The sequence below is a fragment of the Sphingobium sp. Ant17 genome (assembly GCF_000588875.1).
In the GTDB taxonomy this organism is placed as follows: Bacteria; Pseudomonadota; Alphaproteobacteria; order Sphingomonadales; family Sphingomonadaceae; genus Sphingobium.
In genome coordinates, this window is sequence record NZ_JEMV01000024.1 from 44,195 (window position 1) to 67,687 (window position 23,493).

Sequence of the window (23,493 nt, forward strand, 5' to 3'; positions counted from 1 at the left end):
GGGACGGGCGGCCCGCGGGGCAAGGTCGGGACAGAGAGGAGAGAAGGGACGGGGGGGTGTCGCCGGAAAATGGATTTCGAGCGACATTCGAAAGGTCAAGACGATGAACATCGGTGAAATCTTCAATCAGAACGGCCGCCTGACGGGCTCGATCGCCACYCGCACGATCGATCTCCCGCGCATCGGGCTGCGCAAGGTCATGAGCGAGAATGAGAAGGCTCCGGTCTACGAGATCCTKGCGCTCAACGTCGCGCGTCGCTGGGTTCAGGTCGGCGCAYTGTGGGAGGCTGCGTCCAAGCGCACCGGCGAGGTCTTCCTTGCCGGCAATATCGACGATCCCAGCCTSCCTGAACCGCTGCCGATCGCGCTCTTCCCGGCCGATCATGGCGGCTACATGGTCGCATGGCGGCGCGACRCCATGCGCTCCGACTTCGGGGGCAGCATGGGGACCAGCCGCACCAATTATGACGATCGCGGTTCGCGCGACGAAGGCGGCTTCGGCGACAGCACCGCAGGGGCTGACGGCGARCTGGCCGGTGCGGGYGCGCCGTTTGGCGAGGAGGACCCGTTCTGATCACCCGTTGATCGGAACCCGTTCSGGGCCGGGGAGGYGTCAGGCYTCCCCGGCCCTTTTCCTTTCTTCGCATGAGGAGACAGTCCATGCCGCTTCCTTCTTTTCATGACATCGCGCCGCTGTCCGATCTCTCGGCGCTCTGCGCCGCGATCATSGCCAGTCCCGCTATCCGGGATCTGCTGGCACCCCAAAACACGCTTGCGGTCCGCTCGCCGGAGATACCTGGCGGCGTWACATGCGGCGAGATCATCGCTGCTATCTATGACCTGCTCGAAGGCACGCCCTTTGCGCCCCATGCGGCGCAAATCGTCGAGGCCGTCCTGACGCGCTCAACCGCTTTCGCCAGTGCACGGGCAAGCATGCACTGATCCGACATAATGGGGCGGGACGCTTTTGAGCGTTCGCGCCCCTTTTTCCTTTTCCATGATGAGGAGAAGTACCATGACCCATGACCATTCGCGGCGTATCAGCCACTTCGCAGACCTGCCGACACTGTTTGCACAGATGACGGCGACACCCGACTTCAAACGCGCTTTTGGCGATCCCATCCCGCTTTCGATCATCACGCCGGGCGACGAGCCGGGCGAGCATGATATGCCCGAACCGCTCCACGCGCAGGCCGATTGCGCGGGTGTGATCGCCACCATCTTCGATCTCTTGACCGATACCCGCCTCGACGCGCTCGCACCCGAGATCGCCTGGGGCATGGTCAACAGCTTCCACTTCGTCGCTGGCAAGCTTGAACGACAGGAAGACATGCTGGCCCATGAGCTGCGCGATATGATCCGGCGGATCGAGCCCTCCGAGGTCTTCAACAGCGAACTGGAGGAGAAACAGCTCCTGTGCCAGTCGCTGACCGAACAGCGCGAGGCGGTCGAGTGTATGCGCGATTATGCCGCCGAAACTTTCCGCGTGCTGTCTGGTCGCCCCTGGTCGCCGGCTCGCGGATCGCGTGTCTCGAAGGCGGCTACCGCCACGCAAGTATCGATACAGGATTTCCTGCGCGCCCGCGAACTGGCCGAACGGGAGCGGTACCGTCCCCGTGGACCGATCGTTATCGCCTCAGGCCATGCCGAATGGCATGACTGGCAATTGCTCTGGGATCGACTCGACACCATCCTCGAACGCATCCCGCATATGACGCTGGTGACGACCGCGCAGCGCAAGGGCTTCGACGCAATCGTGGCCTCTTGGGCTGGCAATCGGGAGGTGCAACTTGTGACATATTCGCTGACGGGGTCGGGGCGCGGTGCGCCCTTCGCCCGCAATCGCAAGCTTGTGGACCTGAAACCCGTCGAAGCCTTGCTGGGTGAGGGATCGGGTATTCAGGCCAATCTTTATCAGGCTCTGCGCAAGGCAGGCGTTCCGATCCATGCCTTCCGCAAGGCCGATCAGGTTCCGGTCGAAAAGGTCGCTCCGCTCCAACGCAACCGACTTCGCCGCGCCGCCTGACAATACATCGCTCGCATTCTGTTTGGGGACAGCGCTACGCGCGCCGTCCCCTTTTTCATGGAACAGATGCTGACCCTGGCGATGAGGGCAAGCGTGGCTAGCTCTCTCCCGCAAGGGCAGCGCCTGGAGGCACCCATTTGCGAATCAGGGGCATCGAGCCCCAGATTCGCAACGGCTCTTCTCTCTCTCAAGAATTCCAAGGGTGGCACGAGACCGCGTCGGCCTCAAGGACGACGGGGCCCCACCATTTTTCGGGGCGGGTCAGGCGCCACGCTTCTCACTCGACCATGGTGGCCGCCCCAAAAAATCGTGACCCCCATCGCCGGCTTCGCCGGTCGCGTTCCGCGATCCTTGACCCCGCCGCTCGGGGCCCGTGCCCAAGGGGAAACCTCTTTCGTTTCAAAAGGAGGTTCATATGACGAAGATCAACCAGACCGATCGCACCCGTTCCGACATCGACGCATTCATCACGCAGGAGACAGCGACCACCACCGACGATTTCCATGCTGCCTTCGCCTCCGATCTCGAAGGCATCCGCATCGGGCGAGGCGGTGAGGAGATGGCGACCGACATGCCCGATCCGAGGGAAGCCCAGCTCGCCGTCGAACTGATCGTCACGACACTTTTCGATGTCCTGCGAGACACGCGCTTGGAGCCCGCCGCGCAACGCCTGGCATGGGGTATCGTCAACAGCTTCCATCACGTCGCCGACCAGTGGGAGGGCCAGGCCGACAAGGCGACACGGCAGGTTCAGGACCTGCTGCGTCGCGCCGATGGCAGCGAAATCCACAGCGTCGAACTCGAGCAGGCACGCGACGAGCTCGAATATCTCGACGAAGCTACCGATGCGCTGCGGTGCATGCGCGACCATGCCGCCGACGTCTTTCACACCGAAACCGGGCGGCCATGGTCAGCGCCGAAGGGATCGCTGGTGTCGAGCAAGCGCACCGCGTCGGTGATTGCCGCCACCGATTTCCTCGCCGCCCGTCGCCAGCGCAAGACCGACGCGCACAATCCGCAAGGGCCCGTCGTGATCTTCTCAGGAGGAGCGGAATGCTGGTTCGACGACCGCCTCATCTGGGAGAAGCTCGATGAAGCCAAATCCCGAAATCCGATGATGGTGCTGGCGACGACCGCGCAGGACAAGGGGTGCGACGCCATGGCCGCAGCCTGGGCAGCGTCGCGCAAGGTGACGCTCATCACATTCCGCCTCAGCGCGAAGCTGGGCAAGCGGGCGGGGTTCGTACGCAACGAGCAGATGGTCGGATTACGTCCCGTCGAAGCGCTGGTGTGCGAAGGATCAGGATTGCAATCGCACCTTGCGCGACTGGTCAGGGAGAAGCGTATCCCGGCGCGGTTTGTCAGGCTCAGCGATCAGGAATGGGAGGCGCAATGAAGCCCCGAGAGGATCGGTCCGCTTTACCGGGCCGGTCCTCATTTCTTTTTTCGAGCGCAGCACTCGCCCCCGCTCAGGGACCCGCGCGCGGGCCCGTCGCGGAGGCGATGCGGAACCGCCAGCGCGGTCCCGGCCTCCTGCGCGCGGCTTCGCCGTGCTCGTCGCAGGGACACCCTTCGGGTGCGGTTTGGGAAGGGCGGGTCGTCGCGGAAACGTTCAGCGTGACCATCTGAGGAGGGGTGGGCCATAGCGCGGAATACCTCCTATGGCTTTATCATCTAGAATGATCGGAGCAGGGGAAGTCTCGCCAATATCCGTCGATGTGCAGAACGGGGATGCTTCATCACTATCGGGTTTGCCCCGGAAGGCTGCATCGTCATCCTGCGCTCTGATACCGACAGGAATGGGCTTCTTATGCTCCATCCCTGCCGGTCATCATCAGATTGCCGCTTCGCGGCGGGTCAGGTCACCGGCGGCAACTTTTTCAGGACCGTCAGCGCTGCGCCGCCACCAACCCGGATCGCCTGCATCAGAAGCTCGCGGAACTCGCGTTCCGTCAGCGTCTCGATCGGCACGTCGTTCACCATGGCCGCATATTTGCCGCGCAGAGCGCGGCGGGCGGTTTCCAGATCTTCTGTCAGCTTGCGCTGACGTGTTTCGAGATCGGCAAGCCGATCCCTTTCGGTCATCTTCGGCATTTCCATCGTCCTTCCCCGATGGGCTGCCCGTCGAATGCAACTTTGCCATATCGACGGGCCAAAGCAAGAGCGGCTCGCCGCTTCCTGCGGAACTGGCGGGGTGAAGGGCGCGCCGACGAGGGGGCGATGCTGGCATGCGAAGCCTGTCGTTAAATCCCCTGATGAAGGTAATCCCGCTCGCGGGACCGGCCCTGATGCACGGCCCCCTTTTTTACATTCTGGGAGAACAAGGCCATGAGATTTGCCCCTCAATCCACCCCAATATCGATCCCTGAAAACCAGCAGAAAGGTAGCCCCGCGCCTACCGGCACGAGGCAGCGAGCGCGAGCGCGCTGCGTAAGGCCAGGCCTACTGGACATCGGCGGACTGGCTCGTTGCCTCCAAAATGGCGAAAAAAACCTTGCATGCATTTGAAGCCTATCTGCTGCATGGCGCATTGCTGTCCGGCATTTTCACCTTTGTCATGCTCGGATGGGCCTGGTTCTACTTCACCCGGACGGGCAGGGGACTTGGCTCCAACGAATATTTGCGAGGGGCACGGTTCGGCACGATCCGGCAGGTGAAACGCGCGCTGTGGCGACAGACCAAGGGACCTCTGGTCATCGGCAATGTGCCGGTGCCTGAGGCCTATGAGCCTGAGCACATCCTGCTGTGTGGGGCGCCGGGTACCGGCAAGACCAATCTCATTGTCGGCATGCTCGATGGCATCCGCAAATCGGGTCGGCGCGCCATTGTCTATGACACCGCCGGCACCTTCGTCGAGAAATTCTATCGGCAGGGCACGGACATGCTGCTCAACCCGCTCGATCAGCGCGCAGCGCGTTGGTCGCCCTGGGTCGATGTGCCGCGCGACTATCATTATGATCAGATCGCGGAGTCGACCATTCCCGACAAGCATGGCGATCCCTTCTGGGCCAAGGCGGCGCGGGGTACACTGGTTGCGGTCATGCGCAAGCTGGCGCGCCAGCAACATACCTATGTCTCGGTCCTGCTCGACCGGCTGCTGCGCTCGAAGCTCAAGGATCTGGCCGCCTTCGTGACCGGCACCGATGCCGCCGCCTTCATCAGCACCGAAGGCGAACGAACATCCGCCGGCATCCAGGCAGAGCTCGCCTCGGCGATGCGCAGTTTTGGCTATCTCGACGATACCGAGGACGGCTTTTCGATCCGCGACTGGGTTGAGAAAGGCGCGGACGGAAGTTGGCTCTTCATCACCGTGAAGGCCGACCAGCTCCCGTCACTGCGCCCGCTCATCACCGTGTGGCTCGACATCGCGATCAGCGCGATCATGAGCCTGACGCCAGATCGCGACCGGCGGCTCTATTGCGTGATCGATGAACTGCCGACACTGCATAAGCTGCCGTCCCTTTCCGACTTTCTCGCCCGTGCCCGCAAATATGGTGGCTGTGGCATATTGGGCTTCCAGTCCTATCCCCAATTGAAGGCGACCTACGGGAAGGAGGATGCGGCCGCTATCACCGGTTATTGCTCGACCTGGGTGGCGCTGCGGGCGAATGACACCGATACCGCCGAGCATGTCTCGATCAACCTTGGTCAGGTCGAGCAGGTCGAGGCCAATGAGGGCATGTCCTATGGCGTCAACGACATGCGCGATGGCGTCAACCTGTCGCGCATGCAGGTAACCCGGCCGCTGGTCCTTTCAACCGAGGTCACCAACCTGCCCAATCTGGTGGGCTTCCTGCGCTTTGGCCGCAATTTGCCGGTTGTCCGATTCGACAGCCGGTTCAATGACGTGCCATCGTTGGGACCAGCCTTCCTCGAACGCACGACACCCCCCATTCAGATCGACAAGGCCGGGATGCTCGTTCGCATCGCCCATGCTGAAGCACGTGTTCGCGAAGCAATGGAGCGGGAAGCTACTCAGGCATCTTCGCCATCGAAACATGGTGAGATCAAGCCGGCGAAGCCTTCGGTATCCTCGGAACCCACCACGACGCCATCACCGCAGCCGGATATGTTTACGCAGCCATCGCCGCATATCGATGCCCAGCGCGTGGAAGATATATTGCTCGATGACGAGAATGCCGAGCTTCCCGCTTCTCCCCGCACCCTTTGGACCATCCTGGCCGGCAAGCAGGGAGAAATCCGATCCGATCTTGTCCAGCACGGCCGTGACGATGGGCCGCGTGAGCGGGCGAGGCCAGCATGATTCAGCCCCAACGCCTCCATGGCCAACCAACCAATATCGCCCGCTATTATACGGTCGGCGACTATTACACCAAGGGCGGCAACGAACCGTCTGAATGGTTTGGAAAGCTTGCGGTGGACCTCGGTCTATCAGGCGCTGTCGATCCGAAGTCGTTTCGCGACTTTCTTGCCGGAAAGGTTGGCGATCAGCAATTGGGGCGGCACCGTGCAGATGGCGAAATCCAGCATCATCCCGGCTGGGATTTTGCGGTCAATGCGCCCAAGTCGGTATCAATCATGGCGCTGGTTGCCGGCGACGAACGCGTGCTTGCCGCCCATGAGGGAGCGGTGACTGCGGCTATCTCCTATCTGGAGGAACAGGCGCAGCTGCGCGACGCGATGATGGCAAGATCATTCACGAAACGACGGGCCGGATCCTGGTTGCCCGTTTCACCGAGCATGGTAGCCGGGAACTTGACCCCCATCTCCATACGCACCTTGTCGTCCTCAATATGACGAACCATGCAGACGGCGATCCCCTGGCAAGCCTGGAAAGCAGCGTGATGTATGGTGAGCAGCGTGTCGCGGGCCAGATCTATCGCAATGCGCTGGCCTATAGTTTGCGCGAAGCAGGTTATGAAATCGATGCCGATCCTCGTTCCGGATTGTTCGAAATACGACGCGTGTCGAAAGATCTGATTGATCAATTTTCACAGCGCGCCGGGGCGATCGAAGACCATGCGCGCGAGCATGGGCTGGTTGGCCAGAAAGCCCAGCGTGCTTCTTTCTACGCCACGCGTAGGGCGAAGGTGAAGATCGGTAAGGAGGACCTCACCGCGCAGTGGCATCAGCGAACCGGCGGGCGTCTTGAAACGCTGCACAAGATCGCGGACGTGGCGCACGAACGGGACGGGAGACATCTGCCGCCTACCGAACGCGAAGCATCGCGGGCCGCTCTTTTCGGCCTGCGGCATCTGGAGAGTGCCGAGGCGGTCAATAATTTGGGTAACATACTGCGCACCGGCCTCGCCGCGCATGTCGGTGAGGTCCGGCTCGATGATATCCGCCCTCGGATCGAAAAGCATGAGTTGGCGCACAAGCTGCTATCGACCCATGAGCCGACCGGCGACAGCATCTTGACCCGTGGGCGTACCAGCCGCAAGTCCTGGCGATTGGAACTGGCGCTCACCCAGCATATCGCGCTGGGCCTCGACGATGGACGCCCGATCGCGTCGAGCGATCGCCTACTGGCCGTGCTTGAAGGCACATCGCTCAACAAGGAGCAACAACGCGCGTTGGTGGAGACGGCGGTGACGCGAGATCGCGTCACCGCGATCCACGGCGTTGCAGGATCCGGCAAATCGACCTTGGTGCGGATCCTGGGTGAAGCTGCCGAGCCGGGAATGACGCTGATTGCCCTGGCTCCCACATCGTCGGCCGCCGCGGAACTGGGAAACAAAGCAAAGATTGATTTTCATACCGTCGCCAGCTTCGTGGCGCGGGGCGGGCAGGGGATCACTGAACGGCATGTCCTGGTGCTTGATGAGGCCGGGCAATTGGGCAATCGTCAGGCCCAACGATTGCTTGAAATCAGCAGGGCAACAGGCGCACGGCTGCTGTTCCTCGGAGACGAAAAACAGACCGGCGCGATCGAGCAGGGCAAACCCTTCTGGTTGATGCGAAGGCTGGGCTTGCCGACGGTAGAGTTGACGCAAGCTGTTCGGCTGGAAACGAAATCAATCAAGGCTGCGGTCACCGCTGCGCGGACGGGGAACTTTGCCGAGGCATTGGCCAAGCTCGATTGCGTCAGCACCGTTGACGACAATGAAAAGATGGCGGAGCAGGCCGTCAATGCCTGGATACGGCTCAAGCCGGACTCGCGGGCCGGGACCAATATCCTGGTTCTCGACAATGCGACCCGGCTGAACGTCAACAGCAAGATTCGCGAAGCGCTGAAAGACGAGAAGGGCTTGGCACCTGATGATAGCTTGCTTTCTATCCTCGCACCGGCGGGCCTCACCGATATCGAAAAGCATATGGCCCGCTTCTACGGAACGGGACAGTTGGTGCGCTTCGATCGGGACATCGTCAGCTTCGGTATTGCGCGGCACGCCGATTATCTTGTCGCTGGGCTCGGACGTGAGGCCACTGGTCGGCAGCTCGTGCGATTAGTCGATGAGCAGGGGCGCGTCGTCCGTTGGGACCCGCATACGACGCAGGCCCGGCACATCAATGTGTTCAATCCTGAAGAACGGCACATCGCCGAGGGTGACCGGATCCAGTGGCGGCTCGTCAATCGAGAACTCGGCCTACGCAATGCCGAGCGCGGCACCGTGGAAAAACTTAATGGCCCGCTAGCGACGATCCGCTGGGATCGGAACAGTCATGTGCAGCAGGTTGATCTGTCCGAACACCGGACCTGGGATCATGGGTATGCAGAGACCATATATTCCGCGCAATCCAAGACCTATCCGCGCGTCTTCGTGCTGGCGCCGGTCGAATCTCCGTTGGTCAATGCCCAAAACTTCTACACTGCCATTACCCGGGCGGCCTTTGGCGCGCGGCTCTGGACCAACAATGTCGAGGAACTCATTGCCAAGCTCGATCGCCGATCAGGAGAAAAGACGTCGTCGTCGGAAGGATTGGGTCGGCTGAAGACTGACCGCGTAGATATATTCTCGAAACGCCAGGAAGGTCATCTGGCAGGTCTGAGGACCGAGCAAGAGCGAGTCCGCACGGAGCGGCGTGATCAGGCGCTCGAGCGAGAACTCCACTATCGTGATCGTCCACCCCGTGGCGCGGCCGAGCATCTTGCCGAAGGTGCCCGCAGCATCGCGCAGCTTCTCGACAGATTCCTCGAAAACATTCTCCAGAACGCGCGCATGGACGCAAGAGCACCGAAAACCGGCATCGACCGGGAAAACCAATTTCCTGAGCCACGCCCTGAGCTCTCTCATGATCCCGAACGATGAGGTTACTGCCCATGTTTCTTTCCATGTTCGCTGTTCGTCTTTGTCAGCTGCTCGTGCGTCGTCGCTGGCGGCGGTGCCAGGCAAGGACGATGGCGTTGCAATTATTATGCGGACCCGATCGGCTACAACGGCCACAAATGCTCTATACCCGCTTTAGGGCAATAGTTCCTCCCGCGTTTCAGGATCTCCGACTGGCCGCCTTCGAAAGGCCTAGTCATATGGCAGTTCGCAACCGCCGATATACCGCGGATGTCAGGATTAACGATGCTAACTGCTTGATCCTGACGAAAACGTTGCGGAGGTGCCATCCTGCCTGACTATGTCGCGGCGTTCGATACAGTATGTCAGCGCCGGAGAAGGAAGGGCATCGTGATCCGTACGGGGCCGCCCGGACATCAAAGCCGGATATCGGTCAATTATCGCAGATCGTGCGATAACGTTACAGGGCGAGGCTCCCATGATGTGCTGACAGGTGGACGGATCCAGATAAGTTTGCAGATCACGCCTGTTCGATCAATACGCCCCCAAGCACTCTTGGAGGGTGGGATAATGTCACACGGCATCCCCAAGCTGTTATGTACGGCAGCCATCAGTATCGCATTGTATATCGCCCCGGCATTTGCAAAGCCCGCTGACGCAGAGGGCCTGCGAATTTCCTCCTGCATCCGGCAAGCGTCGCTTGTTCAGTCCTGGCTGGAGAAAACGCTCTGGGGACTGCGTGACCAGGAGGCCGGCTGGATTGGCGCTGAGGTTCGTAATAGTAATGGTTCTTACGATCTCGGGGCCCTGCAGATCAACACTTGGTGGATACCTCGCATTGCAGCGCTTGTTAGGCGTTCCCCTCGCCAGGTTAAATATTGGCTGCGTTTTGATCCCTGCTTCAACGCGGAGGCTGCACGGTGGATCTTCTTATCCGCTCTGTGCTCGACCGGCAATTACTGGAAGGCGATTGGCATCTATCACAGTCCGACGACCTGGCGGCAGACGCGCTATCTGAATTCCGTGGCTCGTCATATGCGGTCCAGGTATGGGGAGAACATATTTCTGCCCTGAGAAGCGATCGCTTTGAATTCGGCAATGTTGTTCCACAAGCCCTTTAAAGCTCGTGATCATGAGCGCCCTCATTACCGCAATGAAGATTTGGCCGGACCAATGCTAACTGGCTAAAATGTACCTAATGCCTGGCTTCCGTGATTTTGGGCCTGGTGACCTCGGTCGCGGCACCGTTTTTTAGGGCGGGCCTTGAACCTATACCGGGGTCAGCGGACGCTAGCGAATGTGAGCATCGGCAACCGTAATCCAAATTTTGACCTTTCTAACGGACGTGACCGCATCGTGCACGACTACGATCAATCACACTTTAAGATCTGGCTACGGGTAACCCTTTCAACGCGGCGACCAAGGCGCGAACCCGACCGCGCAATTCGATGATCGATTCCGCATCGATGTCGAGTCCGGCACCCAGCATTTCGGGCACCCGCGCGGCGGCGGATTTTAGGTCCCGCCCCTTCGGTGTCATATCGATCAATACCCGCCGCTCGTCGGTCGCGTCACGGGTCCGGCTTATCAGGCCCGCCCTTTCCATACGCTTGAGCAGCGGAGTCAGGGTGCCACTGTCGAGATGGAGCATGTCTCCTAGCGACCCGACGGTTTGCGGCGTGTGCTTCCACAAAACCAGCATGACCAGATATTGGGGATAGGTCAGTCCCAAATCCGCCAGAATGGGTCTATACAGGCGATTGAGCAGGTTCGACGCGGCATAAAGGGGAAAGCAGACCTGCCGGTCGAGATCGAGGGGATCCAAATCCGGCAGCGTCATGCCATTTCCTCTCAGTTCACCGACACCGCTATCGCAACATCGATATTATTCTTCACTGCGTTTGAATACGGGCATACGGCATGGGCTTTGGCCACCACATCTTCTGCCGTTGCCTGATCAACGCCTGTAATCGTCACATCTAGCGCCACCGTCAAGGCAAAGCCGCCTGTTCCGTTCGGCTGCATCCCGACATCGGCTGTAACAACGATATCCTTGTCCTTCACCTTTTCAGATGTCGCGCGAGTCACATGAATTACGGCATTGCTAAAACATGCCGCATAGCCGGCCGCGAACAATTGCTCCGGATTAGTGGCGCCGCCCTTTCCACCCAACGCCTTCGGAAGGGCCAGCGGCTGGTCGAGCAGGCCATCGGCGCTTTTCACGGTCCCGGAACGTCCGCCGACTGCGGTCACTTTAGTGCTGTAGAGCAGACTCATTAATCTATCCTCACGATCAAATCTCATTCTAATATATTGTGCACAATATAGTTGGTCAAGGCCAGGGAACGCATATCGGAAATCCACGGCCAAAAGCCTCGATGCGAAGCCACAATGGTTGACATTCGGACAAAATAGTCCGCTTATGGTCATGTGACCAACGATCGGACCGACGCGAGACGACATCGCCAGGCACTGCTCCAGGCTGCCTCCGCAATCTTCCTGGAACATGGCATCACCGCGCCGCTCGATCTGGTCGTCACGCGCGCCGGGGTCGGGCGCGCAACGCTTTATCGCCATTTCCCCGATCGGGTTGAACTGGTTCTTGCTCTCGTGGACCAGTCGCTCGACGCACTCGACGCCTTGGCGGCAGCTATTCCTCACGATCGCACCACGTTTCGGGTTCTGCTGCTGCATCTGGCTGATATCCTTGCGAAGGATCCCTCTCTGGCGGACTTCTGGCGGGTCATCCCCTCCGACAATGCCCAGCGGATATGCCAGCTTAAACGCTTCCGGCTCTTGTTCGACCGGGCAGTAGGCGACGCTATCAAAGGAGGCATGCTACGCGGCGACTTCAGGTCCGACGACATGCTGTTGGTTGGCGGGATGCTTGGGGCCGTTGCACGAGAACCTGATGCCGACAAACGCCGGGCCATGGCCGCCCGTCTGGTCGATCTGCTGGTCTCCGGGTTGCAACCAGCCGATGCCGGCACGTCACGATGACGACGCCGCTTGAACCCATCCCTAACTGGAGCGACGATGAAAAGCCGTCGATGCCGGGGTCGCCATCCACGCCGCGCCACAGCGGGCCGGTCCGTGTCGCCTATATCGCCACCGCGCTGCTGCTGGGGATCACAGGCGGACTTGGCAACGCGCTCATCAGCGCCAACCTGCCCAGCATCCAGGGCGAACTCGGCCTGACACCGATCGAGGCGGCCTGGCTGCCCGCAGCCTATCTGATGGTCAATGTCTCGACCAGCCTGCTATTATTCAAGTTCCGCCAGCAATTCGGCCTGCGCCTGTTCGCGGAGATCGGCCTGCCGCTCTATGCCGCGGTCACTATCCTGCATATGTTCGCCGACAGCTACGCCATGGCGCTGCTGGTGCGCGCGGTCAGCGGACTTGCCGGCGCCACAATCAGCACGCTGGCCATTTTCTACACGTTGCAGGCCTTTCCCAAGGCGAAGCTGGGGCAAGGTCTGGTCATCGGTCTTGGCATTTCCCAGTTGGCGACCCCGCTGGCCTGGCTATTGTCCCCAGCTTTACTCGATCTTGGCGAATGGCGGACGCTTTACCTGTTTGAATCGGGCTGGCATTATGCTGCCTCGCCGCCGTGGTGACGCTGAAGCTGCCGCCTGGCATTCGCATCAAGGTGTTCGAGGGCCGCGACTTCCTGACGTTCCTGTTACTTGCTCCTGCCTTGGCGCTGATCGTGGCCGTGCTGGCGCAGGGACGCACCCAATGGTGGACGTCCCAGCCATGGATCGCCGCTGCGCTGATCGTTGCGATCATCCTGCTCATGGCGAGCATATTTGTCGAGCATCATCGCGCCAATCCGATGATCCAGACGCGCTGGTTGGGCACCGCATCCACCATACGTTTTGCGATCGGCGCGATGGGCATCCGTTTCCTGCTGTCGGAACAAACCTATGGCGCGACCGGCCTGCTACGCGCGCTGGGCATGGGACCGGACCAGTTGCAGCCGCTTTATGCCGTCATGCTACTGGGTCTGGTGGCGGGGATCGGCGCAAGCGCGCTGACTTTCAATCAGAAAACCGTCATTCCGCAAATCTTGCTCTCCGTAGTGCTGATCGCAATCGGCAGCTTTCTGGATTGGAACGCCACCAGCCTAACCCGCCCGCATGATATGTTTCTCAGCCAGCTCCTGTTGTCCTGCGGGGCGGGGCTGTTCATGGGACCGTTGCTGTTGGTGGGCGTGATGAGCGCGCTGAAGAATGGTCCCAATTATATTGTCAGTTTCGCTGTATTGTTCGGCGTGAGCCAATCGATTGGCGGGCTGGCCGGCCCCGCTGCGCTCGGCACGTTCCAGCAGTTTCGACAGCATGAATATTCCGCCGCGATCAACGCGGGCGTGGACCCGACCAACGGCGTCGTCGCCCAGCGGCTTGAGATGCAAGGTCAGGTCTATGGCCGGGTAATGACCGATCCCGTGCTGCGGCAAGCGCAAGGGGTCGCGCAATTGGCCCAGATATCCACGCGCGAAGCGCAAGTGCGCGCGTTTAACGACGTGTTCTTGCTGACCGGCCTGCTCGCGCTGCTGCTGCTCAGCTGGTCGCTGTTCCACGTCATCCGCCTCGCCGTGGCGGCAAAGAACAACCCGCCCGCTCCGTCCGGTCCGCAGACCGGCGGGGCGGTCTCGATCTGATGGAAAACCGGAAAATGGCAGACGAACCAATCATCCGCGACGATCGCCCGGTCGATGAAACGCCAAAGCTCGACCTGGTGGACCCCAATGGCAACCCGCTGGGGGCAACCGAAGGCGCATCCGATGCAGAACCGCCCAAAACCATCAAGCCCCGGCGCAGGACTGTCTTCATCATGGCGGGCGTCGCGTTGATCGGTATATTGTTTATCCTGTCCGCCTGGCGCATTTGGCCGTTCACCAGCAGCATCGTGACGACGGAAAACAGCTATGTGCGCGGCCAGATCACGGTGATGGCGCCGCAGGTCAACGGCTATGTCGCGCAGGTTCTGGTGCGCGATTTCCAGCATGTCCGCGCCGGGCAACCGCTGATACGGATCGACGACCGCATCTATCGCCAGCAACTCGCGGAGGCTGAGGGGCAGCTCGATGCGGCCAGGGCGGAACTGGCCAACGCCGCGCAAACGCTGGCCCAGAATCAGGCCGACATAGAGGCACGCCGCGCGGACCTTTATGCCGCGCAGGCGGAGCGCGATCGCGCGGCGTCGGACGAGGAGCGGGTCAACGACCTGGCCCTGCGCGGATCGGTATCGTTACGAGAGCGCGACCAGATCCGCGCGACCGCGCGATCAGGCGCCGCCAATGTGCTCAAGGCGCGCGCCGCGATCCGCATAGCGGAGGAAAGCGCAAAGGCGACGTCGGTGTCGCGGCTGGGGCTGGAGGCGCAGGTCAAGACCGCAACAGCGCAGCGCGACCTTGCCGGGATCAACCTTGCCAACACAGTCATTCACGCCCCCAAGGACGGGCAGTTGAGCGAAGCCAGCGTGCGGCAGGGACAATATGTCGCGGCGGGATCGCAACTGCTGTTCCTTGTGCCCGACAGCCTGTGGGTAGTGGCGAATTTCAAGGAAACCCAGACCCGCAACATCCGCCCCGGCCAGGTCGCGACCTTCAAGGTCGATGCGCTGGGAGAAACGCTGAAAGGGCATGTCGACGGCTTCGCTCCGGCAACGGGTTCGGAATTCAGTGTTTTGCGTCCCGACAATGCCAGCGGCAACTTCACCAAGGTCGTCCAGCGCATCCCGATCCGCATCAGCATCGACCCCGGCCAGCCGCTTGCCAACCGGCTGCGGCCCGGCATGTCGGTCGTGACGCGAGTCGAAACCGCCGGCGCGACCGGCACCGGCAGCGTGCGATGAAGGGGCGTTGTCTGGCGCTTGCAGGTGCAGCGACCCTGCTTTCGGGATGTATGCCCGCGGATGTGCGCCCGCCGGCCTCCGCTACGGTCGTTGCGCCGGCCGCATGGCGCGACGGGGTTGCCGCTGCCGGATCCATCGCCCCCGACTGGTGGCGTGCGTTCGGCGATCCGGTTCTGGATCGGCTGATCGAAGATGCGCTTGCCCGCAACACCGACATACTCGCCGCCGCAGCCCGCGTGCAGGAGGCGCAGGCCGACATACGTACTGCGCGATCGGCTCTGCTGCCTGCGATCGATGCCGTCGGACCGGGCCAATATGCGCGCGCGCCGGGTGCATTGGGCCTCGCCACCAGCACGGCATTGCAACCGGAATTGCAGGCCAATTGGCAGGTCGACCTGTTCGGGCGGCTGTCGCGCCTGACCGATGCCGCCCGGCTGCGCTATGTCGCCAGCCAGGCGGATCGCGATGCCATGGCCCTGTCCGTCGCCGCGCAGGTGGCGCAGGGCTATATCGGGCTGCTGGCGCTGGACGCGCAGTTGTTCGTGTCGCAGGAAACGGTGACGTCGCGCAAGGAAGCCTTGCGCCTGGCGACCGACCAGGCGTCGGTCGGCTATATCTCGCAATTCGAACTGACTCAGGCGCAATCGGAATATCAGGCGGTCGAACAGGCCATTCCGCAGATCAGGCTGGCGTTGAGCGCGCAGGAAAACGCCCTGCGGCGGCTGGTCGGCGATCTGCCCGGACCCGTGGCGCGCCATCGCAGCCTGATCGATTTTCCCGTGCCGGCCGTACCCGCCACCTTGCCATCCGACCTGCTGCGCCGCCGTCCCGACATAGCTAGCGCGGAACTGGCGATCGCCGCCGCCGACGCCAGGCTGGCGGCCGACCGCGCCGCCTTCCTGCCGCAAATCGCGCTGTCGGCCAGCCTCGGGCAATTGCTGGTCAATGCGACCGATTATGATCCGGTCACGATCTGGAGCCTGGGCGGCAGCATCCTGGCCCCGATCTTTTCGGGCGGCAGGCTGACGGCGCAGGTCGCCACCACCACCGCGCAGCGCGATCAGGCCGCCTTTGCCTATCGTGGCGCTGCGCTCGCCGCGTTCGAGGAAGTCGAAACCGCGCTGACCGGCGTCTTGCGCTATGCCGAACAGATCGATCGGCTGCATAACCGGCGCACGATCCTGAAACGCTCGGTCGCGCTGGCTACGGATCGGTATCAGGGCGGTTATGCGGCCTATATCGAGCAACTCGACGCCCAGCGAAATCTCTATGCGACGGAACTCGACGCGATCAGCGTGCGACAGCTCCAGCTGGAAAATATCATCACGCTGTACCGGGCGCTGGGCGGCGGATGGTCTGGCGGACAAACCCGCGGATGATCGCGAGATTTTTATTTGAGATACGGTATGACAGGCTTGCCTATGCCGATTAGTCTCTGCCATCGATAAAGCATTCCATGAAACAGTAGTTCATATTCCGGCCTCTCGCCGGCAGCGGCTGAACGACCTCAGCTCGGCTTTGTACGATTAGGTAGCGAAGCATAGCGCTTGGGCCATACGTACGATGCGGGTTGTGGGAATATATTGCGATTTCCGGTGGGACGGGGAGTGTGAGTTAATGTCGCCGACCGAGACTTGGAGTCGGATTGCGCCGATGGCGTCGCTGAATGGCAGGCTCGTTTTCCGATACCACGCGGCCGCGTAGGGTGTGCGCGAAGTTGTTCCCTATTTGGACCGATGTGATCGACCACTGCCCCGCTCGAATTTGGACGGCAAAGGTCTTGGTTTTACGCGGATTTCCTAGCCCAAATCGGGCTTGAGGAGAAGAGTCGAGAATAGCTGTTTGATCTCCCCGGGACCAAATTGGTAACAGATAGCCATCGTGTTAAGGCAATCTGTGGGTCAGCATGGGCATCAACAAACTTGTTGATGTTCTGACAAAATTCACAGGTCTAGGCCAGATCTGCGGTGGAGCGTTTGCCCATGTCCGAAGCGTCGAAGCGCCTAGAATGCCAGCAGAATTCAAGCTGCAGATTATTGGGGTCGAAGAAGAAGATAGAATCGGCATGGCCAAGGTCGATAATGTCTGACACCTCTATACCCTGGTTAACGAGCGCATTTTGCCGCGCTACCAATTCTTCGCGGGTTTCAAGGTTGAAAGAAAAGTGGAACATCCCAGCGGGCGTGCCGAGAGCTTCGTTGATCCCGGTCGGAAAATTCTCGGGAATTTCGGGTACGCCCTTCGATTCCATGAACACGAAATATGTATCCGCACCGATATCGAAATAGACCTGACGTACCCTTCCTCCCTGGCCAATCTCGGTAACGTGATCGGCAACGACGGGAAAGCCGAGAATGCCGGTATAAAAGGCGATAGTCGCTTCCATGTCGTGGGTAGCAACGCCGACGTGAGACAAGCATGATGCTGAAGAGGGGCGGCGTTCATTTTAGACTAACTCCGCAATGTGATCGGCAAGGCGCAGCGTACACTGCATAACCGTAAAGGTGGGATTGGCCCAGCCGACCCTAGGAAAGATACTACCTCCCGCAACGAAAAGATTGTCCACACCGAATACACGGGCATTGCGGTCCACCACACCTTGCTTGGCGGTGGTGGCCATGCGTGTAGTGCCCAGTTGGTGATTGGAGTGCAGGATGAGCTCAGACCCGATGTCGCCTGGGTGGAGCTCGCGGACTAAGCGTCCATGGCCGGCACGACTAAACGCCTCAGACAGACTGTTAGCTATGGCCGCCAACTCCTCGATATCCTGTTCAGCAATGCGCCAGTCCAGCACCAACTTGCGCACCCCGCTGCTATCGCAGCCGTCCGCGAGAGAAACCCTGCTCGCGATAATCGGCGACTGCTCGCAAAAGATGCCGAGTCTGGGAACGGCGTCTTCCGCCATGGCAGGCGTGCGGAAAAAGTGGGCTCGTGCGTTGAGGTCTGCCGCACCTGCATCAAGCGCAAAGTTGACGATTGCAGGCAAGCCATCGCGCAGGACGCCGGTAGTCGCGTAAGCGTTCAGTGGGCTGCCGGTCGCCAGTTCGAACCCTGGAACCGTGAGGTGCGGATGTTCACAGAAGCATGTACCGACCAACCCTTCATAATTGCCGACGCCAGCAGGGCTCCGACTTTGCGATGCCAACATTAGACGCGGCGTTTCCAGCCCACCTGATGCCAGCACAAAAAGGCTTCCTCGAACTTCGAAGCGCGATCCGTCCGCAGCCATGCAGGTGATCGCCTCGACCTCATTCTGCGCGTGGGTCAGTAAGATTTCGAGCGCGCGTGCGCCTGTCAGGACGGCGATTTCAGGGCTTTGCGACAGATATTGGAACCAGTCGTTGCCCATCCGCACGATGGGCTTGCTGAAGCGCCAATACTGCGGACCAACCCCGTGGGGAGAGAGTTGCCGGCGCAGCGTTTTTGGCAGATCCATCAGGTCGGGTGCGAAGTCCGCGCTGGAAATGTTAAGTAATGATGCGGCTTCATCGGCGTAGATAGCCAGTTCGTCAAATTCGATCGGCCAACCGCCAAGTTCTGTTCCAAGGCCGATTGCGAAGTCGCGACGATCAAGTTGCGCGATATAACCTGCCCAGACAGAGCTGGACCCACCCAGCCGAAAATCGCGGATTTCGCCAAGCGGATAGGGTAACCCGACAACCTCGCCGTCAGCGCAGGTTGGGTCAACCGGCACTGACCCAGGACCGCCCCGCTCAAGCACAATGACGCGGCGACCGGGAGCCAATTTGCGGGCCAGGGTGAGGCCGGCCATTCCGCCGCCCACCACAACAATATCGCCCGCAACTTCGTGTACGGGGGCTGTATTTATTGCCGTAATAGTCATCCCCGCGATACGTCCCTCACGCCTGCCCCTACTTGCATAAACCGAGCACCTAGTTATCATAGATTTCGCGATTTTTTCGTTTGGATCAACGCTCAATATGACGCAGGCCGCCATGGTATCCGCGATTTCCTGGCTTGATGGCGCGCAACTGCCCGGCATCCGGCAATCCATCGAATGTTTCGGGTTTCATTGTCTTCCTGATGCCATACCCTCCGAAATGCTCAAAGAGCTTGCGGGGGAGGCCCGTTTCAGGCGCGCCGAGGCGAAGCCCGCAGTATCGGAGAGCGCCGATCTGGCTTACAGTTCGCACGTAGCATCGCTTGGTCCATCAGCAGTCCACGTGCTCGGCAGCATGGCCTCTGCGGCCCTGCTCGAACCCGTATTCGGGCGCCCGTTTCGCTATTGCCCCGGCGCCAGTTGCTTTACCTTTTTCGAGGCGGGGGATTTCCTCGAAACCCACCGCGACGATGCTTCCAACTGCGAGGTCACCCTGCTGTTTTATCTAAATGCATCGCCGCTTCGCCCCGACAGCCAGGTGTCGGGCCTGAATCTTTCAGTCTACGCTGATGAAGGCGATGCTCCCGGCGCGCTGCTCAAGACCATTGCCACGCCGCAGGGCGCGATCATGTTCGGCCATGGCAGCCGCTTCTGGCATCGTCGCCATCGCTTGCAGGAGGGCGAGCATATCTGGATGCTGACGGCCTGTTTCACTTCGGAGGCCGTGCCCGATTAGCCACGCGTGGACTACCTCGCCAGAATGACTTCGAGATCGGCAATTCGCCGTTCGATCTGTTCGATGAGGAACCGCCAATGGCGCGCGCTGCAAAAGCCGGGCGACACGCCGATAGTCCAGCATGCGATCGAGACGCCAGATCGGGTTAGGGCGGAGAAGAAATGATCCAGCCGCTCAAGCGCAATTTTGTGCGTTGTAACCAAGTCGATCTCGCCCACCTGCCATGCGTTTCCGTTATAATCGTTGATGAAATAGTCGAGGTCGATATGGATCGCGGCGCGGCGACCTTCCGCCAGATGCGCCAGCAATTGGTGCGCATCGTTCGACCGCCGGTAGAGGCGTTGCGGGCTCTCTCCGGCGGCGCTGTCGGCTAGCTCGATCGCGTGGAACCGATACCGCGCGAGCAACTCATGACCTGTCGTTTGCGGAGCGACCGCAAAGGACTGGGCCTTCTCCAAGTCGGCCTTTAGGTGGAACACCTCGACGATACGATCAAGCGCGAAGAACGGCGTTAGGAATGAGCCTATGCTGATCGCTCCACTGGCGATGGCGCTGTGCCAGCTAGCGGGCGAAGCGGGATCGAATGCGCATCCAGAGAGTGGATCTTGGAGAACCAGCGAGCCATCCGCGTCACTTTCGACGGCCAGTAAAGTCGACATCATATCCGTATGGTCGTCGAGGTGGATGATCGTGAGCGGCTCGTCGTCCCGCAAAGTGGCAAGGTGACGGGCAAGAAATACCCCGCACCAGCTATCCTCAAGTGCAAGCGAGAAGTGCTGCCGCTCTTCGCGAAATCTGAGCCGCGAACCTGCGTCTGAGCCGACACCGAGCCATTGCAGCCCTACTTCCAAATCCGGATCGACCTCTTGATGCGAGGCATCCGGCCCGTCGATCTCGATCGCCAACTTGTCCGGATCGACCCGGTAGATATTGCTGCGAATGAGGGGCAGCACTGCCTCGCGAATTTCGCCAATACTCAGCCCCGCTGCAACCTGTCCATCGAGCAACAAGCGACCCGCGATCCTTGCTTGCGCACCGGTCACGTATCGCCCCCCAGCAATTCGTTGCGGCGCTGAAGAAAGCCCGAGAACGTAAGGATCGAAAGTGAGATAACTATCCAGCCGAAGAACGCATAGATGGCCTTGATGATCTTCAGGGTAGTCGCCTCCGCCGCCGTAGCTTCGGAGCCGTCGGCTACTCCGATCTCGCATTTCGATTCCTGTCGCAGATCGACCAGCGGAATGAACACGTCGAGCGCAAACAGTCTCGGGTCAATCATGTCGCCGCAAGGTACCTTGTCAGCTACTTCGGTGCTAAGTCCGGCGCCGATTGCCGAACGGTCGGACAGCGTTGCCACAGGCTGCTGGTCGACGATCATCAGATCCCTGCGGTTGGCGTCAGCGAACACGGTCCAGCCCAACAAAAAGGAGCCAAGCAGCGTCACTACGGCACGGCGTGGATCCAGCCCGAAACCGAAAGTCAGGCGATAGATCTGCATCATCACATAGTGGGCGAGATCTGAAATCTGCGCGAGTGAATAATGGGGAGCATTGATCGCAAAAGCCGTCGCGCGCGACCAGAGCGTTCGAGGATCGGCCTCTTTCTGCTCCGTTTGCACGGGGACGGCTTTCCGATCCCGTACCCCGCGCACCAGCATGGTCAACTCGCGGCAGAAGCGCGCAATCATGATTTCGCGGGCTTCGTTGGTCAAGGCGCTGCGTCGCAGAGCACGGGCCAGCGTCGCATAATCCTGTGCATCAAAAGGGCTGCGCTCGAGCCAAGCCTTGCGCGCCTTGAGCGTTCTGCGCAGATCCGCGGGACAGTTCCGGGCCTCCATGTCGGGCAACATGAGCACCCGGTAGGTGAAGCCGACAAGGTGTATGTCGTCCGTCCCGTCGGAGGCGGGCTTCGGGTATCCATTGTTCGTATCCCACAGAAAATCTGTGTCGGAGTAGTAGAGGTTCACAGACCCATACAGATCGTTGTCGCCGATAATCAGAATACCACCAACCTTTGAATAGCTGAGGTCGAAGGCCGTGTTGTCGGGCGCGGAACCGGACGCGTCAGCGGCCTCGGAGTTAAGGGGCTTTCTTTTGGGCGCGATGCCCACGACCTCCGTGTTGAAAAGCTGGATGTCTTTGCCAGCCTCAACCCGCTGCATCCGCAACGCTCCGTTTGAGACCAGGCTGCGCTGCCCGGGCGCCAGTTGCGATTTTTCCCCCAGCTTGATGCACCCGCCGACACGAAGATCGGAAGCGAGCAGCGCCGAATGAAATTGCTTGTCACCCACCTCCTCGATGTCCTCGAACTCGCCGTGCAGATTGGCGCCGCACAGGGTAAGGTCATTGCCAATGTGGCAGCCGTGGAGGATCACCCTTCCCTTGACGAAAAAGCGGCGTTTGGTCTCGGGATCTGCCGACAGGTGCAAGCTCCCAAGAATTTGAGCGTCCTGGGCGAGGATAGCATCGCGTTGGCTGACAGCAATTTTCGCCCCGAGCAGGCTGAAATCACCTTGGCAGCGCAGCCCGGCAAAGCCGAGCCGCCCGTCCAACTCCACATTGTTGAGGCATACGCCTTCACCGATCTGCATATTGTTCATTGACAGCGCCGTTGCTTCTCTGGCGATTAAGCGGGCCTTACAGAGATTGATCCGTGATCGGACACGCGCGCCGTTTAGGGCGACGTACCCTTCAGCTTGGAGCGGCTCTCGCGTAGCATAGATCGCCCCGATTTCGGCATCGTTGGCATTGAGCGCCCACCCGTTGGTAGCGACCAGGCGACACTGGCCGAGCCACAAATCGCCCTTCAGACGCGCGAGATAGAGCGACAACCCACCAATCACCTTGCTTTTGTAAAGGTTGAGCGTCCCGCCGATCTGAGCTTCCTGCAAGACGAATCCCGTGCAGGTCGGCGCCTCATCTGGATCGGCATGCGCGATCATTGCCGATTGCAAACAAGCGTCGACCGCTACGACGTTTCCGCCGATAGCAGCATTGGACATGTCGATCCAGCAAAGCCCGCCCTCGTTCACCGGGCCGACACCGGATAGATCGACCTCGGCGCAGCAAGCCATTCCCTTGCCGGAAAAGCTAGTGAAGCGCGAACCTTGCAAGGACAGCGAGGCGACGTGAGAACGTGACAGATCGATCGAGACGGTATCTGGCGCGTCTCCGGTCAGGGGACTGACGATGCGGCATTGCTCGATCCGCAAGGCTGGCAGAGGATTTCCAGCAGATCCGCAATCGCGCAAGTCCAGCGTACCTGTGATCGTCAGGCCCACAACCCGCATTCCTGCCGGCAATCCGCCAAGTGCTAATGCACGTAGATAACCCGCATCGACCTCCCGATCCTTTTCTGGAAACTGACGGCAATCGGCAATTTGACCAGCCTCGAGAGCTCTACGGATATAGCTCTTCACTGCACGAGAACTCATAGTGCGCAACCCCCGCCTTTACGCTTTTGCCGGCCCTAAACGCTGCGATTTTTTAGTTCTCGCTCGCAGGCGAAGGCAACACAATTTGATAGCGACCAAAGGTTTGACTCCCGGATGGCGCGCGTTATCATCTGAGTCCGGCGCAAGTCGGCGTCGAACGCAAAGGAAAAGGAAGGATATCGCATGGCCGAAGCAATCAAGAACTGCCTCAACGAGATCAAGAATGCCGCCGCTTCCGGACGCTTGGACACCGTTATGCTCTCCGATGCTTCTATTCAGAGGAGCTGGGGTCCAGCGATGCGCCGCTGATTTTTTGGTCTGTCGGCTGCCTAGTGGCGCCGACAGACCAGCCGACCACCGCCGCATGATAGCGTGCGGGCGAAGGAAATACCGAGGCGCTGTTTG

Annotated in this window: 20 protein-coding genes and 1 pseudogene; 14 read left to right on the forward strand and 7 right to left on the reverse strand. The window is 60.4% G+C overall.

All coding sequences use genetic code 11. The features are described from left to right. Window positions 1-103: 103 nt before the first annotated feature. The 4 genes from BF95_RS12395 to BF95_RS12410 all read left to right on the forward strand — a co-directional run bounded on the left by BF95_RS12395 (window position 104) and on the right by BF95_RS12410 (window position 3,422). Window positions 104-574 carry a DUF736 domain-containing protein gene (locus BF95_RS12395; protein WP_043151704.1) on the forward strand — a complete coding sequence of 157 codons (471 nt, stop codon included), beginning with the start codon at window positions 104-106 and terminating at the stop codon, window positions 572-574. Window positions 575-660: 86 nt separating this feature from the next. Next, entirely contained in the window at window positions 661-942 is a 282-nt protein-coding gene (locus BF95_RS12400; protein WP_043151705.1) for a hypothetical protein, read from the forward strand. Between the two features lie 73 nt (window positions 943-1,015). Next, a complete protein-coding gene (locus tag BF95_RS12405; RefSeq protein WP_043151706.1) occupies window positions 1,016-2,026 on the forward strand; it encodes a DUF2493 domain-containing protein in 1,011 nt (336 codons plus the stop codon). Window positions 2,027-2,441: 415 nt separating this feature from the next. Then, window positions 2,442-3,422 carry a DUF2493 domain-containing protein gene (locus BF95_RS12410; RefSeq protein WP_043151707.1) on the forward strand — a complete coding sequence of 327 codons (981 nt, stop codon included), beginning with the start codon at window positions 2,442-2,444 and terminating at the stop codon, window positions 3,420-3,422. A 461-nt stretch (window positions 3,423-3,883) separates the two neighbouring features. On the opposite strand, the gene BF95_RS12415 is transcribed toward BF95_RS12410, so the two are convergent. Beyond that, complete coding sequence (locus BF95_RS12415; RefSeq protein ID WP_235209717.1) at window positions 3,884-4,111, reverse strand: hypothetical protein; 228 nt, start codon at window positions 4,109-4,111, stop codon at window positions 3,884-3,886. Between the two features lie 394 nt (window positions 4,112-4,505). Here BF95_RS12415 and BF95_RS12420 point away from each other — a divergent pair, with 394 nt between their 5' ends. The 3 genes and pseudogenes from BF95_RS12420 (at window position 4,506) to BF95_RS27885 (ending at window position 10,340) form a co-directional block, all read left to right on the forward strand. Next, window positions 4,506-6,290, forward strand: coding sequence for a type IV secretion system DNA-binding domain-containing protein (locus BF95_RS12420; protein WP_235209718.1), 1,785 nt, complete (start codon window positions 4,506-4,508; stop codon window positions 6,288-6,290). Further along, window positions 6,287-9,240, forward strand: a pseudogene (mobF, locus tag BF95_RS31045) (MobF family relaxase). Before BF95_RS12420 ends, mobF begins: the two are co-directional and overlap by 4 nt. Before the next feature lie 899 nt (window positions 9,241-10,139). After that, window positions 10,140-10,340, forward strand: coding sequence for a hypothetical protein (locus BF95_RS27885; RefSeq protein WP_161774292.1), 201 nt, complete (start codon window positions 10,140-10,142; stop codon window positions 10,338-10,340). Between the two features lie 260 nt (window positions 10,341-10,600). Here BF95_RS27885 and BF95_RS12435 read toward each other — a convergent pair whose 3' ends face one another. Together BF95_RS12435 and BF95_RS12440 are read right to left on the reverse strand one after the other, a co-directional pair. Then, complete coding sequence (locus tag BF95_RS12435; protein ID WP_043151708.1) at window positions 10,601-11,059, reverse strand: MarR family winged helix-turn-helix transcriptional regulator; 459 nt, start codon at window positions 11,057-11,059, stop codon at window positions 10,601-10,603. A gap of 11 nt (window positions 11,060-11,070) precedes the next feature. After that, window positions 11,071-11,496 carry an organic hydroperoxide resistance protein gene (locus BF95_RS12440; RefSeq protein WP_043151709.1) on the reverse strand — a complete coding sequence of 142 codons (426 nt, stop codon included), beginning with the start codon at window positions 11,494-11,496 and terminating at the stop codon, window positions 11,071-11,073. Window positions 11,497-11,649: 153 nt separating this feature from the next. Here BF95_RS12440 and BF95_RS12445 point away from each other — a divergent pair, with 153 nt between their 5' ends. From BF95_RS12445 to BF95_RS12460, 5 genes are read left to right on the forward strand one after another with little or no spacing between them, the layout of a single operon-like run. Beyond that, complete coding sequence (locus BF95_RS12445) at window positions 11,650-12,219, forward strand: TetR/AcrR family transcriptional regulator (protein WP_043151710.1); 570 nt, start codon at window positions 11,650-11,652, stop codon at window positions 12,217-12,219. Continuing rightward, window positions 12,216-12,836, forward strand: coding sequence for an MFS transporter (locus BF95_RS28255; protein ID WP_200866956.1), 621 nt, complete (start codon window positions 12,216-12,218; stop codon window positions 12,834-12,836). Before BF95_RS12445 ends, BF95_RS28255 begins: the two co-directional genes overlap by 4 nt. Beyond that, the gene (locus BF95_RS12450; protein ID WP_200866957.1) at window positions 12,830-13,882 is read left to right on the forward strand and encodes a hypothetical protein; all 1,053 of its coding nucleotides are present in this window, start codon (window positions 12,830-12,832) and stop codon (window positions 13,880-13,882) included. The genes BF95_RS28255 and BF95_RS12450 overlap by 7 nt, the downstream gene beginning before the upstream one ends. Window positions 13,883-13,896: 14 nt before the next feature. Continuing rightward, entirely contained in the window at window positions 13,897-15,078 is a 1,182-nt protein-coding gene (locus tag BF95_RS12455; RefSeq protein ID WP_081764149.1) for an HlyD family secretion protein, read from the forward strand. After that, window positions 15,075-16,457 (forward strand): efflux transporter outer membrane subunit, encoded by a 1,383-nt coding sequence (locus BF95_RS12460; protein ID WP_051519991.1) that lies wholly within the window; start codon window positions 15,075-15,077, stop codon window positions 16,455-16,457. Before BF95_RS12455 ends, BF95_RS12460 begins: the two co-directional genes overlap by 4 nt. Window positions 16,458-17,029: 572 nt before the next feature. On the opposite strand, the gene BF95_RS12465 is transcribed toward BF95_RS12460, so the two are convergent. Further along, window positions 17,030-17,494, reverse strand: coding sequence for a VOC family protein (locus BF95_RS12465; RefSeq protein WP_268747168.1), 465 nt, complete (start codon window positions 17,492-17,494; stop codon window positions 17,030-17,032). A gap of 30 nt (window positions 17,495-17,524) precedes the next feature. After that, window positions 17,525-18,850, reverse strand: coding sequence for a GMC oxidoreductase (locus BF95_RS12470; RefSeq protein WP_043151712.1), 1,326 nt, complete (start codon window positions 18,848-18,850; stop codon window positions 17,525-17,527). A gap of 169 nt (window positions 18,851-19,019) precedes the next feature. Between BF95_RS12470 and BF95_RS27390 the strand changes: the two genes are divergently transcribed. After that, on the forward strand, window positions 19,020-19,655 hold the full coding sequence (locus BF95_RS27390; RefSeq protein ID WP_043151713.1) for a hypothetical protein: 636 nt from the start codon (window positions 19,020-19,022) through the stop codon (window positions 19,653-19,655). 11 nt (window positions 19,656-19,666) lie between these two features. On the opposite strand, the gene BF95_RS12480 is transcribed toward BF95_RS27390, so the two are convergent. Both BF95_RS12480 and BF95_RS12485 read right to left on the reverse strand, forming a co-directional pair. Beyond that, window positions 19,667-20,560 (reverse strand): hypothetical protein, encoded by an 894-nt coding sequence (locus BF95_RS12480; RefSeq protein WP_152542694.1) that lies wholly within the window; start codon window positions 20,558-20,560, stop codon window positions 19,667-19,669. A 134-nt stretch (window positions 20,561-20,694) separates the two neighbouring features. Next, the gene (locus BF95_RS12485) at window positions 20,695-23,073 is read right to left on the reverse strand and encodes a hypothetical protein (protein WP_152542696.1); all 2,379 of its coding nucleotides are present in this window, start codon (window positions 23,071-23,073) and stop codon (window positions 20,695-20,697) included. Window positions 23,074-23,271: 198 nt separating this feature from the next. On the opposite strand from BF95_RS12485, the gene BF95_RS30350 reads away from it, so the two are divergent. Continuing rightward, entirely contained in the window at window positions 23,272-23,397 is a 126-nt protein-coding gene (locus BF95_RS30350; protein WP_255671227.1) for a hypothetical protein, read from the forward strand. Window positions 23,398-23,493 lie beyond the last annotated feature (96 nt).

What these genes read in the sequence shown, in the direction of transcription:
- BF95_RS12405 (WP_043151706.1), top strand. Translation starts at nt 1,016, where the DNA reads ATGACCCATGACCATTCGCGGCGTATCAGCCACTTCGCAGACCTGCCG.
- BF95_RS12410 (WP_043151707.1), top strand. Translation starts at nt 2,442, where the DNA reads ATGACGAAGATCAACCAGACCGATCGCACCCGTTCCGACATCGACGCA.
- BF95_RS12415 (WP_235209717.1), bottom strand. Translation starts at nt 4,111, where the DNA reads ATGACCGAAAGGGATCGGCTTGCCGATCTCGAAACACGTCAGCGCAAG.
- BF95_RS12420 (WP_235209718.1), top strand. Translation starts at nt 4,506, where the DNA reads ATGGCGAAAAAAACCTTGCATGCATTTGAAGCCTATCTGCTGCATGGC.
- BF95_RS12435 (WP_043151708.1), bottom strand. Translation starts at nt 11,059, where the DNA reads ATGACGCTGCCGGATTTGGATCCCCTCGATCTCGACCGGCAGGTCTGC.
- BF95_RS12440 (WP_043151709.1), bottom strand. Translation starts at nt 11,496, where the DNA reads ATGAGTCTGCTCTACAGCACTAAAGTGACCGCAGTCGGCGGACGTTCC.
- BF95_RS28255 (WP_200866956.1), top strand. Translation starts at nt 12,216, where the DNA reads ATGACGACGCCGCTTGAACCCATCCCTAACTGGAGCGACGATGAAAAG.
- BF95_RS12455 (WP_081764149.1), top strand. Translation starts at nt 13,897, where the DNA reads ATGGCAGACGAACCAATCATCCGCGACGATCGCCCGGTCGATGAAACG.
- BF95_RS12460 (WP_051519991.1), top strand. Translation starts at nt 15,075, where the DNA reads ATGAAGGGGCGTTGTCTGGCGCTTGCAGGTGCAGCGACCCTGCTTTCG.
- BF95_RS12470 (WP_043151712.1), bottom strand. Translation starts at nt 18,850, where the DNA reads ATGGCCGGCCTCACCCTGGCCCGCAAATTGGCTCCCGGTCGCCGCGTC.
- BF95_RS27390 (WP_043151713.1), top strand. Translation starts at nt 19,020, where the DNA reads ATGACGCAGGCCGCCATGGTATCCGCGATTTCCTGGCTTGATGGCGCG.
- BF95_RS30350 (WP_255671227.1), top strand. Translation starts at nt 23,272, where the DNA reads ATGGCCGAAGCAATCAAGAACTGCCTCAACGAGATCAAGAATGCCGCC.